The organism is Streptomyces polyasparticus (genome assembly GCF_014493765.1).
Classification (GTDB): Bacteria; Actinomycetota; Actinomycetes; order Streptomycetales; family Streptomycetaceae; genus Streptomyces; species Streptomyces polyasparticus.
This window is the reverse complement of sequence record NZ_JACTVJ010000006.1, coordinates 594,596-610,066: the sequence shown is the minus strand read 5'-3', so window position 1 is coordinate 610,066 and position 15,471 is coordinate 594,596. Positions and strand designations below refer to the sequence as shown.

Here is a 15,471-nt window from a genome sequence, read left to right as displayed (position 1 = left end):
TCCTTCGGTGGTTCAAGGGCTCGGCGTCCTTCGGTGGTTCACGGGCTCAGCGCCCTTCGACGAGTCCCGTGAAGTCCCGCTCGTTGCGCTCGGCCCTGCGGACGTACCAGCGGGCTATCAGGAGCATCACCGGATACACGCCGACGCCCAGGGACAGCCAGACCCACAGGGTCGGGGAGACCTCGGAGCCCGTCACGGACTCGGGGAGCATGAAGAGCAGCGGCAGGGTGCCCACGAAGAGGATCAGTACGCCGAGTGCGGTCAGCCCGGCTCTCAACTGGCTGCGCATCAGGGACCGTACATAGGTCGTGCCGACGGTCGTCTGCTCGTCGATCTCCGAGCGCGCGGCGGTGTGCCCGAGCGGTCGCCGCGCCTGGCGCGGCACACCGGTCACGGTCTCCCTGCGGGGGCCATCGGGGGCTGCTGGCATGGGCGGTGCGCTCTCTCGTCCGCGGTCCTGGATGGGGTGAACGGGAGTCTACGCAGGCCTGATGACCTGGGGTAGGGCCCGGCGGACGGGCGTCGGCGCACTGAATGAGGCCCGGCGAGCGCGCGCCAGGGGCCGCGGATGGAATTCGGCGAGCGTGCGTCAGGGCCGCGGATGGAGTTCGGCGGCGCAATCCTGCAGGGCCACTTCCAGCTCCACGTAGGACTCCTCGGCCCGCCGGAAGGCCAGATGCAGCGCGGCCTCGGCGCGCGGACCGGTGAACGGGGCGGTGGCCTCATGGGCCTCGTCGAGGATCTCGGCCCAGCGGGCCGCGGCGCTCCTGAGTCCCGCGAGATAGCGCGTCGCCTCGGTCTGGCTCGTCGGCGGCGCGGGCAGCGCCCGCAACTCCGTGAGCAGCGCCTCGACTTCGGATGGACCGGGCATTGCGGACTTCCCTCCCCGTTGACCGAGGTCAGGCTAGGCGGCGGTCGTGCGGCAGGGCCAGCCGCGCGTCGGCGGACGGCGGCTTGGCTGCGGTGAGCGGTCCGCTGCCTCGGTGGACGGTCGCCTTTCGAACGCCCTCGCGGCTCAGCGCCGCGCGTGCCGCATCAGCAGATCGCGCAGCTCACGGGCGTGCCGGCGGCTCACCGCGAGTTCCGCGCCGCCCACGCGCACGGTGGTTGCGCCGGCGTCGAGGCGCAGTTCGTCGATCCGGCCGAGCGCGACGAGATGGCGCCGGTGTATCCGTACGAAACCGCGCGCCGCCCAGCGCTCCTCCAGCGTGGACAGCGGGATCCGCACCAAGTGGCTGCCCTCGTCGGTGTGCAGGCGCGCGTAATCGCCGTGGGCCTCGACGTACGCGATGGAGTGGATCGGGACGAAGCGGGTGACTCCGCCCAGTTCGACCGGGATCTGGTCGGGGGCCGAGTCGACGGCGACGGGTGTGGCCGGCAGCGGGGCGGGGGCGGCGGCCTGGCCCATGAGGTCGCTGACGCGGCGTACGGCCTCGGCGAGGCGTTCACGGCGTACCGGCTTGAGCACGTAGTCCACGGCCTTGAGGTCGAAGGCCTGTACGGCGAAGCCCTCATGGGCGGTGACGAACACGATCAGCGGCGGCCGGGCGAAACCGGCGAGCAGCCGGGCCACGTCGAGCCCGGTGAGCCCGGCCATGTGGATGTCGAGGAAGACGACGTCGATGGCGTCGTCGCCGTCCGGGCCCGCGTCCAGGGCCCGGTTGATGCGCCGCAGCGCCTCGGTGGCATCGGTGGCACCCTCGGCGCTGCGCACGCGGGAGTCGGCGCGCAGCAGGAAGAGCAGCTCTTCGAGCGCGGGTTTCTCGTCGTCGACGGCCAGTACACGCAGCATGCGGCGGAGTGTATGCGTCTGCGTGCCCGGTGGACACGGCCAGGCCGGCGCCGGGGAGCTCGGTTCCCACAATTCGCTGGGGTGTTGAGCATCCACACCCGACGCCCCGTATTGCAGGGGGACACACTTCCCGCCGTGTCCCCCACGGTGCGATACCCCCGTAATCCCGCACGAAGAGGTACGCCCATGAGCGCGCAGCATCAGGACGTCGCCGCCTATGCGCTGGGCGTCCTGGAACCTGCGGACAGTCTGCACGTCGAGGAGCATCTGGACTCCTGCCCGCATTGCGCCCTGGAACTCGCGGAGTTCTCCCGGGTGGTGACGCTCCTCGAGCCGCTCACCGAGCCCGATGCCCTCCCCTATCTGCAGGCGCCGCCCGCGCCACTGCTCGACCGGCTGCTCGGCCTGGTACGGCGCAGGCGCCGTACGGTCCGGCTGCGTCTGGTGGCCGCTGTCGCGGCCGTGCTCTTCGCGGTCCCCGCGGGGGTGATGCTGTTGCGGGACGACGGGCCGCCGGTCCTCGACGGGCGCGCGGGGACGATCACCGCGAGCGTGACTTTGGACGAGCAGCCTTGGGGTACGGGGGTGGCGCTGCGGATGGACGGCCTCGACGGGCCGCTCCGCTGCGAACTGGTCGCCGTGGGGCCCGGCGGCACGGAGCAGACGGTGCTCACCTGGTCGGTGCCCCCGGGCGGTTACGGCTTCCCCGGGCGTGACGGGCATGAGCGGCCGCTGCTCGCCGAGGGCGGCACGGGGATGCGGGCGGACCAGATCCGGCGGTTCGAGGTACGGACCCTGGACGGGGTGCGCCTGCTCTCGCTTCCCGCCGGATGAGAGCCCCTCGTCTCCAGGGGCTACTTGAGCAGGCGGGACATCCTGCGGTCGGCGAGCGGTTTGCCGCCGGTCTGGCAGGTGGGGCAGTACTGGAGCGAGGAGTCGTGGAAGGACACCTCGCGGATGGTGTCCCCGCAGACGGGGCAGGCCTCGCCGGTGCGGCCGTGCACGCGCAGACCGCTCTTCTTCTCGGACTTGAGCCGCCCGGCGGCCACACCCTGCGAGCGCGTCACCGCCTCGGTGAGCGTGGAGCGCATCGCCTCGTACAGCGTGTGCACCTCGTCGTCGGTCAGCTTCTCCGCGATCTTGTACGGGGACATGCGGGCCACGTGCAGAATCTCGTCGCTGTAGGCGTTGCCGATCCCCGCGATCAGGCTCTGGTCGCGCAGGGCGCCCTTGATGCGCCGCCGCTCGCCCTTGAGCAGCACGGCGAAGGCGGCTTCGTCGAAGCCGTCGGCGAGCGGGTCGGGTCCGAGGCGGGCGATGCCCGGGACCTCCTGCGGGTCGCGGACCACATACACGGCGAGCCGCTTCTGTGTGCCGGCCTCGGTGAGGTCGAAACCCCGTCCGTCGTCGAGCGCGACGCGCAGCGCGAGGGGTCCCTTGCCCGGCTTCGGCGGGCCGTCGGGCAGCCGGTCCTTCCACTGCAGCCAGCCCGCGCGGGCGAGATGGGTGACGAGATGCAGCCCGTCGAGATCCAGGTCGAGGAACTTGCCGTGGCGCCCGACCCCGGTGAACGGGCGGCCTTCGAGCGCGCTCAGCGGTGGGTCGTACGTCTTGAGCACGCTGATCGCCACGGGCAGGACGCGGGCGATACGGGCGTCGGCGAGATGCTCGGTGAGGAAGCCCTTGAGGGCCTCCACCTCAGGCAGTTCAGGCATACGTCCAGGTTGGCACGCGGCACTGACAACCGCGTCCGGCCAAGGACCTTGCCACCGTCTCCCATATCCGGGATACGATCCCGGATATGGGAGACGACATCGACGCACGGCTCGCCCAACGCCTTGCCGCGCTGCGGACCGAACGCGGCTGGTCCCTGGACGAGTTGGCCACCCGCTCCGGGGTCAGCCGGTCCACGCTGTCCCGTCTGGAGCGCGGGGAGATCAGCCCGACGACCTCGCTGCTCAACCGGCTGTGCGCCGCGTACGAGCGCACGATGTCCCGGCTGCTCACCGAGGTCGAGGGCGAACAGGCGCAGCTGGTGCGGGCCGGGCAGCAGCCCGTGTGGAACGACACCGAGTCGGGATTCGTGCGCCGCTCGGTCTCGCCGCCGCACGCGGGTCTGCGCGGTGAGCTGGTCGAGGGGACGCTGCGCCCGGGCGCGGACATCTCCTACGACGGCCCGCCGGTGCCGGGTCTGGAACAGCACATCTGGGTGCTCGACGGCTCCCTGGAAGTGACCGTGCAGAACGAGGCGTACGCGATGGCCACCGGGGACTGTCTGCGGTTCCGGCTGTGGGGTCCGACGCGCTTCCGCTGCACGTCCGAGGAGTCCGTGCGCTATGTGATCGCCGTGGTGCTGCCGTGAGCGGCATAGCGAAGCCCGAGCGTTTCCCGGCGCGCGAGCGCCGCATCCTCGCCGTCTGTCTGGCGGCCGGGTTCACCTCGCTGCTCGACCAGTCCGTGCTCAACATCGCGGTGCCCGCGCTCCGCGACGCCCTGTCCGCCGACGCCTCCCAGCTGCAATGGATCGTGGCCGGGTACTCGCTCGCGTTCGGCGTGGCCCTGGTGCCCGGCGGGCGGCTCGGCGACGTCCACGGACGCAAGCCGTTCTTCCTCGCCGGGATGGCGCTGTTCGCCGTCGGCGGGCTGCTGTCCAGCTGCGCCCAGGACGCCTGGCTGGTGGTCGCGGCCCGGCTCATCCAGGGGCTCGGGGCCGGCCTGGTCAACGCCCAGGTGATCGGCACCATCCAGGACGTCTTCACGGGCGCGGCCCGCGCGCGGGCCCTCGGCATGTACGCGGTGACGGCGGGCCTGGCGACGGCGCTCGGGCCGCCCGTGGGCGGTGCGCTGATCGCGGCGGCGGGCGCGGAGCCGGGCTGGCGGTTCGCGGTGCTGCTCAACGTGCCGTTCGCGCTGGCCACGCTCGCGGCGGGCGCCCGCTTCCTGCCGCGCCCGCGACCGGTCAACGCGCAGGCTGGACTTGATCTGGGGGGTGTGGCGCTGTTCGCGGGACTGACCGTCCTGATCATGCTCCCGTTCATCCGGTCCACCGGCTATCTCGCCTACGGAGCCGGTGCGGCCGCACTCGCCGCCGCGCTGGTGCTCCAGCAGCGCGGGCGGGCCCGCTCGGGCCGCCGCCCCCTGGTGCATCCCGCACTCACCCGCTCCGCGCCGTACGCACTCGGTACGACGGTGGCGATGGCCCAGTTCGGCGCCTCGCTCGCCGGCGGGATGGTGCTCGCGGTGTTCCTGCAGGGAGAGCTCGGCCTCTCCGCGATGACGGCGGCCCTGGTCATGCTGCCGCAGGCGCTCGGCATGGGCGCCACCTCGACGTTCGCCTGGCGTGTGGTGCGCAGGTTCGGCGAGCACCGCGTGATCACCTCCGGGCTCGCCCTGTCGGCGCTCGCCCTCCTGTCCGGGGGCCTTGCGACGCTGTACGTCCCGGCAGGGCCGCTGCCCTGGGTGCTCGCGGTGTGCCAGCTCTGCTCGGGCGCCGCGACCGGGTTCACCGTCGCGCCGACCCAGGCGCAGGTCCTGCGGCACGCGCCCGCGGAGGCGGCGGGAGTGGCCGGCGGTCTGCTGCAGATGTCGCAGCGAATGGCGGCCGCGGTCTGCATCAGCGCCGTCTCCGGCCTCTATCTGCACGCCTCGGCGCCGGGCGCTGGTCCGGCCGGGATGCGCCGGGCGTTCTGGCACGCGTCGCTGGCGTGCACGGCGATCGTCACGCTCGGCCTGCTGGTCTCCGTACTGAACCGCCGTATGAGCACGGCGTCCGCGCCGCCGCAGCTGCCGCTCGCGCCGCCCCGAGGAAAGGAACTCACGCCATGACGACAGTGGCCAGGACTGCAGCGGAGCGAAGGATCAGCTCCGGGACATCGGTGGAGCGCCTGTCCGCCGCCGGGCTCGAGGCGTGTGCCGGCGAGCTCGGCGAGCTGCTCGCGGCGACCGTCGCGGGTGGTGCCTCGCTCGGCTTTCTCGCCGGGTTCGGGAGCGCGGAGGCCGCGCGGTGGTGGCGTGGGCTCGCCGCCGATGTCGCGGACGGCAGGCTGCTCGTGTGGGTGGCCCGCTCCGAGGACGGCCAGGTCCTCGGGACGGTCGGCTGTGCGCCGGGGTTCAAGGACAACGGCCGGCATCGTGGCGAGGTCGTGAAGCTGATGGTCGGCCCGCAGGCCCGTGGCCGTGGGGTCGCGCGCACGCTGCTCCGCACGGTCGAGGAGTACGCGGCCGGGGCGGGGATGTCCCTGCTCGTCCTGGACACGGAGACGGGAAGTCCGGCCGAGCGGCTGTACCGGGCGACGGGGTGGACCGAGATGGGCACGGTCCCGGACTATGCCGCGGATCCGCAGGGCCGGCTCATGCCGTCCACGTTCTTCTACAAGACGCTCTCCTGAGAGAAGACGCCTTCCTACGGGATGCCCACCCCTCGCTGAGCCGCCTTCCTACCGGATGCCCACCCCTCGCTGAGCCGCCTTCCCGCGGGCCGCCTCCTCCCAGGGAGGTGCGCAGTAACCGGTACGGGCCCGCAGATGATCCGCGTGGGCGAGATGGTGAGCGGCGGCCGCCCGGTCGCCTGCGAGCCGGGCGAGGTCCGCGAGGACGAGGCGGGCGCGGCATTCGGCCGGCCGCATCCGCAGCTCCTCGGCCGTGGCCAGGGCGAGTTCGGCGTGGTCGGCCGCGAAAGCGGGGTCGCCCTCGGCGAGCCGGACCCGGGCGAGACCGATATGCGCCTCGGCCTCCTGGTGGCGGTACTTCTGGCGGCGCGAGAGTGTCAGCGCCTCTTCCATCTGCCGCCTCGCCCGCGCCGTGTACCCGTCGATCAGGTCGAGGGCGGCCAGCGTGCCCAGGCTGTCGATCTGCTTGGCCGTGTAGCCGAACGCGCGGGACTTCTCCAGCGCCTGCACGGCATGGGCGCGCGCCTCGTCGGGCTCGCCGCGGTCGCGAAGGATACGGGCCAGGATCTCGTGGGTGGCGGCCTCGTTGTGCTCCTTGTGGTGCTCCCGGCACAGGCGCGCGGCCTCCGTGGCGTCGGCGAGCGCCTGGTCGTACCGGCCCAGTCCGTGCAGTGCCGCGGCGCGGCCGGTGAGCGGGCCGATGGCGGCCACGGCCTGGTCGTGGTCGAGGGCGGTCGTGACGGCCTCGGTGGTCAAGGCGACGGACTGTTCCAGATCTCCCAGATACGTATGGCCCTGGCCCGCGATGTCGAGGACGGGGCCCAGCCGCGTGGGCACTCCGAGGGCGCGGTACAGGTCGATGCACCGGTGCAGATGGTCTATCCCCTGGGCCACGTCGCCGCGCAGCCCGTACTGGATGCCGAGGTTGGCGAGGACCGCGGCCTCGCCGGGGGCGTAGGCGCCGTCACGGTAGCCGCGGCGTGCGTGGTGGAAGTGGTCGAGTGCGGCGTCGAACTCCCCGGCGTCCTGGGCCAGCGATCCGAGACTGAGCCGCATCGCCGCCTCCGCGAGCACCTCCCCCGCGTGGGCCGCCGCTTGCAGACCGGCCGTTGCGGCCGTGCGCCAGTCGGCGTGGTGCTGGCGGTAGTAGAAGTACATCCGGAGCTGGTCGGCGAGCAGCCAGGCGGTGGCGCCGGGTCCGGTCCGTGCCGCGCGGGTGGTGACGGCGACCAGGTTGGCGCGTTCCTCGTCCAGCCAGGCCGATGCGGCGTGCCGGTCGGCGAACCGGCCGGCCGCGGCCCGCTGCCGCGGCAACTGCAGCATCGCCGCGTAGTCGAAGGCCGTGGCCGCGTCGGCGGTGGCCAGATACCAGTCGCACAGCCGCTGCCAGGCCGCCGCACGGTCCGGTTCGGCCGCCCCGCGCTCGGCCGCGTAGAGCCGCAGCAGATCGTGGAACTGGAAACGGTCGGCGGCCGTGCGCTGGACGAGGCCTGCGGTGGCCAGCTGGTCGAGCAGTTCCTCGGCTTCTTCGCACGGCGGGTTGTCCGTACCGGGCCCGAGCAGCGCGGCGGCCGCCTCGGCGCTGAAGTCCGCGCCGGGATGCAGACCGAGCAGCCCGAAGAGCCGGGCCGCCTCGGGGGTCAAAGTGGCGTACGAGTGGTCGAAGGCGGTGCGGACGGCGGCCTGGCGGTCGCCGGCGATGGACAGCTTGCCGAGCCGTCCGTCGTCGGCAAGCTCGGCCGCGTACGCCGAGAGGGAACGGCCCGGCCGCGCCGCCAGGTTGGCGGCGGCGATCCGCAGCGCGAGCGGCAGCCGCGCGCACAGGTCGGCGAGCAGCTCGGCCGCCGCGGGCTCGCCCTGGACGCGCTGTTCGCCGAGTGCGCCGGCCAGCAGGTGATGGGCCTCGGCCGGTTCGAGTACGTCGAGGGGTACGGGGTGTGCCGCATGGCTGGCGATCAGTCCGCGCAGGTCGAATCGGCTGGTGATCAGCACGGCCACACCGGCGGTGCCGGGCAGCAGCGGCCGGATCTGCTCGGCGTCCGCGGCATCGTCCAGCACCATCAGGATGCGTCGGTCCGCGGTCCTGCTGCGGAAGGCCGCGGCGCGGTCCTCGGCCGATTCGGGGATGACGGCGGGGTCCTGTCCGCTGGCGCGCAGCAGCGCGGCGAGGACCTCGGAGGGATCGCGCGGCCGCTCGCCGGTGCCCAGGAGGCGTACGTACCACTGGCCGTCGGGGAACGAGGGACGCAGCCGGTGGCCGAGGTGGACGGCCAGGGCCGTCTTGCCCACGCCGGGCGAGCCCGAGAGGACCACCGGCTGTGCGGCCGGGGCCGCGAGGAGTTCCTCGATGCGCCGCACGAGCGCGGCGCGGCCGACGAACCCCGGTACCGCGAGCGGCAGTTGACTCTGCACGGACCACTCCGCCTCGGCCGCCCGCGGTGGCGTCCGCGGCTGCCGCGCGGTCACCGCGAGCGCCGTGTCCCCCGCGAGGATCGCCTCGTACAGCTCCCGCAGCCGGGGTCCGGGGTCGATGCCGAGCTCCTCGCGCAGCAGCCGCCGCACCCGCCGGTGGTGGGCGAGGGCGTCGGCCTGCCGGCCGCAGCGGAACAGCGCCAGCATGTACTGCGCGGCCACCCGCTCGTCCAGCGGATGGGCGGTGCAGCGCACCGACAACTCGGGGAGCAGTTCGGCGTGTTCGCCGCGCCGCAGCCGTATGTCGGTGCAGTCGAGCTCGGCGGCGAGCCGCTCCCTGCCGAGCGCTTCCCGCGCGGCGTTGAACCACGGGGTGTCGGCGCCCGCGAAGGGTTCGCCGCGCCACAGGCCGAGGGCTTCCTCGTACGTGGCCAGCGCGGCGGAGTCGTCGGTCTCGGCGCGCGCGGTGGCGAGCAGCTGCCGGAAGCGGTGCACGTCGCTCGTCCGGGCGTCGGCGGTGAGCGCATAGCCGCCGGGGAGCCGGTCGATGGCACAGGGCAGCAGCCGGCGCAACCGCGACAGATAGCTGTAGAGGGTGTCCTTGGCGCGCTGCGGCGGGGCGTCCGCCCAGACCCGCTCGACGAGCTGGTCCACCGGCACGGCGCGGTCCACGTCGAGGACCAGCGCGGCGAGCACGGACCGCTGGCGTGCGGGACCCAGGTCGAGCTGCCTGCCGTCGGCCACTGCCTCGATGCCGCCGAGCAGTAGGAACTCCATCGCCCAGACCCTGCTTCCCCCGTGTTTCACCCCTGCGCGGGGCGTTACCCGCAGGGGATTCTAGATCCTTGCAAGGTCTGTACAGGGTCCGTCGGCCACTGTGGTGGCGAGCACGGGGGCCGCCGCCGCAGCGCCTGCGGCTGCCGCGTCGGGGGACGGCGGCAGCGGGAGTGGTGGTGTCACCTCTGGGGGGAGAGTGCGCCTCGGCGGCCCACCGTGCTTCTTGTCGGCCGGCAGACTGCGGCTCAGCGCATCTCCTTCTCGAACCACGCCACGTCCCAGTACCGCCCGAACTTGCGCCCCACTTCGTGGTGCACGCCGGTGGCCTTGAAGCCGAACCGTTCGTGCAGCTTGAAAGAGGCCTCGTTGGGGACGGTGATGCCCGCGTACGCGCGGTGCACGTCCTCGTCGGCGAGCGCCTCGAACAGGGCGGCGTAGAGCCGGCTGCCGAGGCCGCGGCCGCCGTACTCGGGTGCGAGGTAGACGCTGGTCTCCACCGAGGTGATGTACGCGAGCTTCGGACGGAAGGCGCTGCTGGTGGCGTATCCGACGACGAGGCCGTCCTGCTCGGCGACGAGCAGCCGGTGCGGTCCCTGCTCCGGGTGGGCGAGCAGCCAGTCGCGGCGCTGCTCCGCGGTGACCGGGTCGACGTCGAAGGTGATCGGCGTCCCGACGATGTAGTGGTTGTAGATCCGGGTGAGCTCTTCGAGGTCACCCTCGTGTCCCGGCCGTATCCGCGCCGTCGTACTCTGCTGCATCCGTGCCTCCTCGACCGCCGACGGTACCGCAGGCCGAGGCCCGGCCGCGAACTCGTTTGCCCAGGTCAGAGGGGAAGCGCGGGGACACGATCGTGGGGGTGTGGCCATATCGCCCCCGGCGGGATGTCAGGATGGGTCGCATGACAACCAAGGTCTACTTCGACATCAGCATCGACGACGCCCCCGCCGGGCGGATCACGTTCAACCTCTTCGATGACGTCGTTCCGAAGACGGCGGAGAACTTCCGCGCGCTGTGCACCGGCGAGAAGGGCTTCGGCTACAAGGGCTCCCCGTTCCACCGCGTCATCCCCGAGTTCATGCTCCAGGGCGGTGACTTCACCAACGGCAACGGCACCGGTGGCAAGAGCATCTACGGCGAGGAGTTCCCCGACGAGAACTTCACGCTGAAGCACGACCGTCCGGGTCTGCTCTCGATGGCCAACCGCGGCCCGAACACCAACGGTTCGCAGTTCTTCGTCACCACGGTGCTCACCCCGTGGCTGGACGGCAAGCACGTGGTCTTCGGCGAGGTCGCCGACGACGACTCGATGGCGCTCGTCAAGAAGATCGAGTCCCTCGGCTCGGGCAGCGGCCGTACCCGCGCCTCGATCACCGTCGCCGACTCCGGCGTTCTCTGATCTTCCGTACGCCGCTTTCACCTGCGGTGGCCCCGGTCCGTACGTCGGACCGGGGCCACCGGTGCGTCAGGGCCTGCTGTTCCGAATCGGCCGTCGTCAGGCCCCGTCGGCCGCGGCCATCCGCTGGTCCGCTGCGCTCGCGATCAGCACGTCGGCCCGCTGGGTCGCACCGTTCACCGTGACGGCGAGCGTCACGCTCCCCGTCCGCAGGGCGGTGAGCCGTCCCGTGTCCGGGTCGTATGCGGCCACGTGCCGCTGCCGGGCGTCGTCCGGGTCACCGATGTACAGGTTCGGTGAGCCTGTCCAGTCCGCGCTCACGGGGAACGCGACCGGGACCTGACGGGTGCCCTGGGTGACGGTCGCGGCCACGTCGCCGCTGTCACCGGGCCGCAGGGTCGACGGTGCGCCGAGCGCGAGGGCGTCGGTGTGGGCGCGGGTCTGCACGGAGACCCAGTCGGGGCCGCCCTTCCAGGGCCGCTGCCGCGCCGCGGCCTGTTCGCCGGGCGAGATCCGGTCGACGCCCAGCAGGGACCAGCCGGTGAAGCCGCCCCGGTCCGCCGGGCCCGCCGGGTTCTTGCCGCTGTTGCCGTTGATCAGATACGGCACCGCGTCGATGTGCGCGGCGTCGAACACCCCGACGTGGCTCCCGACGAACGCGGCGCCCTTGCCCGACGTACGGCGGAAGTCCGCGAGCCACTGTTCGAGCAGGGCGGCCTCCTTGCGGTCGCCGAGCCGGCTGCCCTTCTGCGGGGTCGGGTCGCGCGGCGGTACGTGCTGGATCACCGCGACCGAGGAGACCGCCGGATCCTTCGCTGCCGCGTCGAGTGCGGCGCGCAGCGCCTTGATCTGGGCGAAGCCGCCGCCGCGCAGGGACAGGCTGGAGGTGTCGAGGGTGACGAACCGCGTGCCCTTGTGGTCGAACACCCGCTGTGCGGGGCCGAATTCGGCGGTGAAGTTGTCGATCTTCCCGCCCATCACCTCGTGGTTGCCGGGCACGTAGTACCAGGGCACGGCGTCGCCGAGCTCCTCGGTGAGGATCCTGCGGGCGAAGGCGAGATCGGCGGGGGCGCCCTCGTCGACGAGATCGCCGTTGATGACGAGGAAGTCGGGCCTCGCCGCCTTGATCTCGCGCAGGGTGCGGCGGGCCTGCTGCACGATCGCACTGTCCGGTTCGCGCGCCACGAACTGGGCGTCGGACATCACCGCGAACTGCCAGTCCCTGCCCTCGGCCACGGCGGCCGAGTCGATCAAGTCATCGGTGACGACGGGCTGTTGGGGTACGTCCACGCTCGGCGGGACCTGCGCGGTGAGCTCGTCGATGACCACCTCACCGGTGTACTGCTTGGTCGCGGCGGTCTCGGCCAGATAGAAGCGGAAGACGGAGAGCGGCATGGGCGCGGACTGCGGCACGGTGAAGGTGATCTGCTGCCACCCGGTCCAGGTCACATACGGGCCGCGCAGGACGAGATCGGATCCGGCGGCGTCCTTGAGGTGCAGGCTGGGCCAGGCACCCTTGCCGTCGCCCTTGATCCACAGCTTGAAGGACTGCGGGGTGCCGGCGACCGGGATGCGCTGGGGCGGGTTCACGTAGGCGGCGCGGGTGGCGGTGGAGAGCGAGAAGTCGTATGTGAGGTCGAGTCCGGTGCCGCTGCGGCCCTCCGGGGTCGGCTCGATCCGGCCTGCGGCGCGGGCGTGGCTGAAGGTCCAGTTCGCGGCGTCGTCGAGGGCGGCCACGGACTGCTCGTCCAGGCCGACGCTGATGACGAGCAGGGTCTCCTTGCCCTGGACGGTGGCCTTGACCTGGCCGGCGCCCTTGTCGCTCAGGGCCTTGACGGTGAAGGCTCCGCGGCCGTCGTCGCGTATGTCGAACAGGGCGCGGTCGTATGCGAGCCGGACGTCACGGGGCTCGATCGGCGCGCTCGTGCCGTGCGCGTCCTGGCCGAGGATGCCGAAGGTGCCGGTGGCCGCGGCGTCCGCGAGGCCGACGCGTCGGGTGGTGGGTGCGATACGGGCGAGATCGTCGACCACCGTCAACTCGGTGCTGCCGTACGCCGGTCCGCTGCTCGCGCGGACCTCGGTGGTGCCGCTGCGGCGCGCGGTGAAGAGACCGTCGTCCGAGATCCGGCCGATGTCGCCGCGCTCGGCCCGCCAATGCGGCCTGCCCTCGGCCGGACCGTAGGTCTCGTCGTATCCGGCGGCGGTGAGCGCACGGGTGAGTCCGGGGAAGACGCGCTCGGGGTGACCGCCGCGTACGGGGTCGGCGGTCGGTGCCGCGAGTGCGGGGGTGCGGGTCTCGACCCAGTAGCCCTTGAGGCGGCCGGAGCCGTCGGGGGCGGTGAGCGCGAGGCCGTTGGGCACGGTGCGTTCGCTGCCGTCGGAGGGGCTGTTCTCCACCTGGAGCGCGTCGCTGCCGGGCTCGCGGGCGAGGAGCGTGGAGGAGCCGCCGCCGTCGAGGTTGAGCGCGCTGTGCGCACCGGCCTGCTTCATCATCACGCCGAGTTCGGTGAGGGTGACCCCGCCGCTGTCCGTCTGACGGCCGTCGACGGTGAGGATGTGCATCGTGCGGCCGTCCGCGGAGAAGCCGACGGCGGTGCGCGGGGCGGCGGTGTTGTTGCCCTGGCCCTCGTGGTTCTGCGCGACACCGTCGACGACGAGCAGCTCCCGTCCGCCGACGGCCGTACGCGGCACGTCACCGGCGTTCGTCCTCGGCCGGTACGCGATGCCCACGGCGTCTCCGGGCTCGAGCCCCTTCAGGACCTCGGCCCCGGCCTCGCGCCCGACGAGCACGGTGGCACCGGCGGCGATCGGTCCGCTGCCGACGCGGTCGGCGACCGACACGACCTTGCCGTCCTCGACGAGGGCTTCGGCCACGGGTGTCGCCTTGTCGACGGTGAGCGCACGGTCGGCCGTACCCCAGGCCTCGGTGTACGCGCCGATCCCGCCCGCCGGAACATTGGCGGCGTTGTACGCGGCGAGGGCGTGCGCGCCCTTCGGGACGGTCAGCGTCCCCTCGAAGTAGAGCTCCAGGACCCGTCCGGCGTCCTCGGGCCCGATGCCCACGGCGCGGTGCGCGCCGGGCGCGGGTGACTGGACGAGCTTGCCGTCCTTGATCCCGGCGCCTTGCGGGGCGCCGGTCTCGTTGATGTCGAAGAAGTCCGCGTTGATCGCGGCGACCGTCCGTCTGCCCTTGCCCGGATCGTGCGCGGCCGCGAGTTCGGAGACGGTCCTGCGCTCGGACACCTTGCCGGAGTGCAGATAGTCCGCGCGCACCCCTTTGCCGAGGTCCACGCTCAGGGCGTCGACGCGCAGCCACTTGTCCGATTCGAGACGGTCGTACGAGGTGAGCGCGACACCCGGCGCGAGGGGCCGGGCACTGCGCGCGGTCTCGATCCCGTCCCCGTCGACGACCGAGCGCACCCCCGCACCCGGTCCGCTCGCGGGTGGCGGCGCGACGGGCCGCCGTATCTCCGCGCTGTTCGCGGGCCTCGGATCCGGCCCGGAATCGGCGACGGCGGGGGCGATCGCCCCCGCCGTCATGGCAGCCACGGTCGCCATGAGCGCCACCCAGCGCCCGGCTATGCCAGCACCCACAACTACTCCTGCATGACGGCGAGTTGCCCATGGGGCAGATGTCGCGCGTCAGCATTGCTGTGCTCACATCAGGGCGCTAGAGGCCCGGGGGAACGGGACGGGAAACAGGTGCGGTCGGCTTGATTACGCCGTGCAGAGGTCGAACCTTTGGCAGTCGGGTCAGCTCTCCTCGGCCCAGCCCGGCGCAGCCGCCCGCGCCCGCCGCTCCCACTCCGCCCGGCCACCGGGCAAGGGCCACGCCCAGGTCGGACGGTGTCCGGTGGCCGCCTCGTCGAGCGCGCGGGCCAGCGCCGGACCGGCCGCTTCGGTCCCGTCCGGCACCTGTTCGCCGTGCGCCGCGCGCAGGGCACGCCAACGCTCCATTTCCCTCGTGTAATCGGCGGCCGCGGCTTCCTCGGCCACCGCCAACTCGGCCCCTGGGAGCGCCCGGTGCAGCACGAGCAGCGGCGGTTCGGCGTTCTCGGCCACGGCCGCGGCCAGGCGCGCGTGCCCGTCGAGGATCAGATGGCAGTCGAGCCCGCTGACCCACCACAGCAGCACGGGCGGCAGCGTGCCGTCCCGCACCTGCTTGCGGTACGCCTTGACGCGGGCGTCGTCGGCTTCCGGGAGAGCGCGCAGCGGCAGGACCGTCCAGGCACCGTTGTGGAAGTACCAGTCGAGGTAGCCGTCCGGGTGGCCCTCGACGATGCGTTCGCCCCAGAACTCTCCGGCCGGTGCGCCATGCCGGTTCCACTGCCGCAGCAGCTCCGTGTACGGGGTGAGGATCCACCGGCCGTCGTGCAGCGGGGTCGTGTCCGAGACGGCCAGGTGCTCGGCGAATGCGTGGGCCCAGCGGGCCGGGTCGCCCGCGTACAGGCGTGCCGTATCCGCTCTCCAGGGCGGAAGGGACGGCCGCCAGGTGTCCGTGCGCCAGAAGGACACTCCGCCCAGGTCGCGCTCGACGACACCGAACAGCAGGGCGTCACCGGCCAGTTCGAGCAGGAGGCGGTCCCCGCCGGCCGTGTGCAGCCGCAGCTCCGGCCGCGGACGGTCGCGTACGTCGAGGGCCAGTCCGCGCCAGTTGCCGTCGGGGTGGAGAAGGTCGGTCCTGTGCACCCGGCGAGTGTAGGCGTGGG

General features: G+C 72.7%; 13 protein-coding genes. 5 read left to right on the top strand and 8 right to left on the bottom strand.

Annotation, left to right across the window (positions count from 1 at the left end):
• Positions 1-46 precede the first annotated feature (46 nt).
• The 3 genes from H9Y04_RS14640 to H9Y04_RS14630 all read right to left on the bottom strand — a co-directional run bounded on the left by H9Y04_RS14640 (position 47) and on the right by H9Y04_RS14630 (position 1,792).
• Positions 47-430, bottom strand: a complete 384-nt coding sequence (locus H9Y04_RS14640; protein WP_187814246.1) for a DUF485 domain-containing protein — start codon at positions 428-430, stop codon at positions 47-49.
• Between the two features lie 159 nt (positions 431-589).
• Positions 590-871 (bottom strand): hypothetical protein, encoded by a 282-nt coding sequence (locus H9Y04_RS14635; RefSeq protein ID WP_187814245.1) that lies wholly within the window; start codon positions 869-871, stop codon positions 590-592.
• Positions 872-1,015: 144 nt separating this feature from the next.
• Positions 1,016-1,792, bottom strand: coding sequence for a LytR/AlgR family response regulator transcription factor (locus H9Y04_RS14630; protein WP_187814244.1), 777 nt, complete (start codon positions 1,790-1,792; stop codon positions 1,016-1,018).
• 186 nt (positions 1,793-1,978) lie between these two features.
• Between H9Y04_RS14630 and H9Y04_RS14625 the strand changes: the two genes are divergently transcribed.
• Positions 1,979-2,626 carry an anti-sigma factor family protein gene (locus H9Y04_RS14625; protein WP_187814243.1) on the top strand — a complete coding sequence of 216 codons (648 nt, stop codon included), beginning with the start codon at positions 1,979-1,981 and terminating at the stop codon, positions 2,624-2,626.
• Between the two features lie 20 nt (positions 2,627-2,646).
• On the opposite strand, the gene H9Y04_RS14620 is transcribed toward H9Y04_RS14625, so the two are convergent.
• Positions 2,647-3,507: an Fpg/Nei family DNA glycosylase gene (locus H9Y04_RS14620; RefSeq protein ID WP_187814242.1), complete on the bottom strand. Its 861-nt coding sequence runs from the start codon at positions 3,505-3,507 to the stop codon at positions 2,647-2,649.
• An 86-nt stretch (positions 3,508-3,593) separates the two neighbouring features.
• Here H9Y04_RS14620 and H9Y04_RS14615 point away from each other — a divergent pair, with 86 nt between their 5' ends.
• From H9Y04_RS14615 to H9Y04_RS14605, 3 genes are read left to right on the top strand one after another with little or no spacing between them, the layout of a single operon-like run.
• On the top strand, positions 3,594-4,154 hold the full coding sequence (locus H9Y04_RS14615) for a helix-turn-helix domain-containing protein (protein WP_187814241.1): 561 nt from the start codon (positions 3,594-3,596) through the stop codon (positions 4,152-4,154).
• Positions 4,151-5,617, top strand: a complete 1,467-nt coding sequence (locus H9Y04_RS14610) for an MFS transporter (protein ID WP_308800979.1) — start codon at positions 4,151-4,153, stop codon at positions 5,615-5,617. The genes H9Y04_RS14615 and H9Y04_RS14610 overlap by 4 nt, the downstream gene beginning before the upstream one ends.
• A complete protein-coding gene (locus H9Y04_RS14605) occupies positions 5,614-6,180 on the top strand; it encodes a GNAT family N-acetyltransferase (RefSeq protein ID WP_187814240.1) in 567 nt (188 codons plus the stop codon). The genes H9Y04_RS14610 and H9Y04_RS14605 overlap by 4 nt, the downstream gene beginning before the upstream one ends.
• Before the next feature lie 48 nt (positions 6,181-6,228).
• Here the strand turns inward: H9Y04_RS14605 and H9Y04_RS14600 are convergent, their stop codons facing one another.
• Together H9Y04_RS14600 and H9Y04_RS14595 are read right to left on the bottom strand one after the other, a co-directional pair.
• Positions 6,229-9,369 (bottom strand): AfsR/SARP family transcriptional regulator, encoded by a 3,141-nt coding sequence (locus tag H9Y04_RS14600; protein WP_187814239.1) that lies wholly within the window; start codon positions 9,367-9,369, stop codon positions 6,229-6,231.
• Positions 9,370-9,614: 245 nt separating this feature from the next.
• Positions 9,615-10,127: a GNAT family N-acetyltransferase gene (locus H9Y04_RS14595; protein ID WP_187814238.1), complete on the bottom strand. Its 513-nt coding sequence runs from the start codon at positions 10,125-10,127 to the stop codon at positions 9,615-9,617.
• A gap of 140 nt (positions 10,128-10,267) precedes the next feature.
• Here H9Y04_RS14595 and H9Y04_RS14590 point away from each other — a divergent pair, with 140 nt between their 5' ends.
• On the top strand, positions 10,268-10,765 hold the full coding sequence (locus tag H9Y04_RS14590; RefSeq protein WP_187814237.1) for a peptidylprolyl isomerase: 498 nt from the start codon (positions 10,268-10,270) through the stop codon (positions 10,763-10,765).
• 96 nt (positions 10,766-10,861) lie between these two features.
• Here the strand turns inward: H9Y04_RS14590 and H9Y04_RS14585 are convergent, their stop codons facing one another.
• A complete protein-coding gene (locus H9Y04_RS14585) occupies positions 10,862-14,320 on the bottom strand; it encodes a phosphodiester glycosidase family protein (RefSeq protein WP_187814455.1) in 3,459 nt (1,152 codons plus the stop codon).
• A 195-nt stretch (positions 14,321-14,515) separates the two neighbouring features.
• Positions 14,516-15,451, bottom strand: a complete 936-nt coding sequence (locus tag H9Y04_RS14580; protein WP_187814236.1) for a hypothetical protein — start codon at positions 15,449-15,451, stop codon at positions 14,516-14,518.
• Positions 15,452-15,471 lie beyond the last annotated feature (20 nt).

Bases quoted from the DNA above. Each gene is read 5' to 3' on its own strand.
- H9Y04_RS14640 (WP_187814246.1), bottom strand. From the start codon at position 430: ATGCCAGCAGCCCCCGATGGCCCCCGCAGGGAGACCGTGACCGGTGTG.
- H9Y04_RS14635 (WP_187814245.1), bottom strand. From the start codon at position 871: ATGCCCGGTCCATCCGAAGTCGAGGCGCTGCTCACGGAGTTGCGGGCG.
- H9Y04_RS14630 (WP_187814244.1), bottom strand. From the start codon at position 1,792: ATGCTGCGTGTACTGGCCGTCGACGACGAGAAACCCGCGCTCGAAGAG.
- H9Y04_RS14625 (WP_187814243.1), top strand. From the start codon at position 1,979: ATGAGCGCGCAGCATCAGGACGTCGCCGCCTATGCGCTGGGCGTCCTG.
- H9Y04_RS14620 (WP_187814242.1), bottom strand. From the start codon at position 3,507: ATGCCTGAACTGCCTGAGGTGGAGGCCCTCAAGGGCTTCCTCACCGAG.
- H9Y04_RS14615 (WP_187814241.1), top strand. From the start codon at position 3,594: ATGGGAGACGACATCGACGCACGGCTCGCCCAACGCCTTGCCGCGCTG.
- H9Y04_RS14605 (WP_187814240.1), top strand. From the start codon at position 5,614: ATGACGACAGTGGCCAGGACTGCAGCGGAGCGAAGGATCAGCTCCGGG.
- H9Y04_RS14600 (WP_187814239.1), bottom strand. From the start codon at position 9,369: ATGGAGTTCCTACTGCTCGGCGGCATCGAGGCAGTGGCCGACGGCAGG.
- H9Y04_RS14595 (WP_187814238.1), bottom strand. From the start codon at position 10,127: ATGCAGCAGAGTACGACGGCGCGGATACGGCCGGGACACGAGGGTGAC.
- H9Y04_RS14590 (WP_187814237.1), top strand. From the start codon at position 10,268: ATGACAACCAAGGTCTACTTCGACATCAGCATCGACGACGCCCCCGCC.
- H9Y04_RS14585 (WP_187814455.1), bottom strand. From the start codon at position 14,320: ATGGCGACCGTGGCTGCCATGACGGCGGGGGCGATCGCCCCCGCCGTC.